Origin of the sequence: Rhodoblastus acidophilus (assembly GCF_009720655.1) — a bacterium.
Lineage (GTDB): Bacteria > Pseudomonadota > Alphaproteobacteria > Rhizobiales > Beijerinckiaceae > Rhodoblastus > Rhodoblastus acidophilus_A.
The window spans coordinates 1-806 of record NZ_WNKS01000057.1; the positions used below are offsets into that span (position 1 = coordinate 1).

The 806-nt window shown below is 61.4% G+C and carries 1 pseudogene; it reads left to right on the top strand.

Going from position 1 to position 806, the window contains the following annotated elements:
• Nucleotides 1-112: 112 nt before the first annotated feature.
• Nucleotides 113-806, top strand: a pseudogene (istA, locus tag GJ654_RS20670) (IS21 family transposase); the annotation flags it as partial.

Genomic DNA, 806 nt, shown 5'->3' on the forward strand with positions numbered 1-806 from the left:
TGTGATTTTGCATGGAATAAGGACCCCAGCGCTGGGGTGATTTGCATCCAATCGGGACCCCGGGGCTGAGGGTCCACACTGGCCTCCTGATTTGTCGGAGGCCGAGATTGGAATGCTGATTGTGGAGACGATCGCCAAAATTCGCCTGGCGTTTTTTCATCAGAAAAAGCCGATCAAGGAGATCTGCCGAACGCTGCATGTGTCGCGGAAGGTCGTTCGGAAAGTGATCCGCTCGGGCGCGACTGAGTTTCGCTACGAACGCGGGCGCAGCCTCAGCCCAAGATCGGACCCTGGCGCGAGCAACTCGACGTGCTTTTGCTGGAAAATGACGGCAAGCCGGCCCGGGAGCAGCTGACCTTCATCCGGCTGTTCGAGGAATTGCGCGGCCTCGGCTACGAGGGCAGCTATGACGCCGTTCGCCGCTATGCGATCGGCTGGCGCAAGGCGCGCGGCGCCGCCACGGCGCCGGCCTTTGTGCCGCTGACCTTTGCGCCGGGCGAAGCCTACCAGTTTGATTGGAGCCACGAAATCGTCGTGCTGAACGGCGCGACGGTGACCGTGAAGGTGGCGCACATGCGGCTCTGCCACAGCCGCATGCTGTTCGCGCGCGCCTATCCGCGCGAGACGCAGGAAATGGTGTTCGACGCCCACGACGGCGGCTTCGCCTTCTTCAAAGGGGCGTGCACACGCGGGATCTACGACAATATGAAAACCGCGGTCGATGCCATCTTCGTCGGCAAGGAACGCAAGTACAACAGGCGGTTCCTGCAAATGTGCTCGCATTATCTCGTCGATCCCGTCGCCTG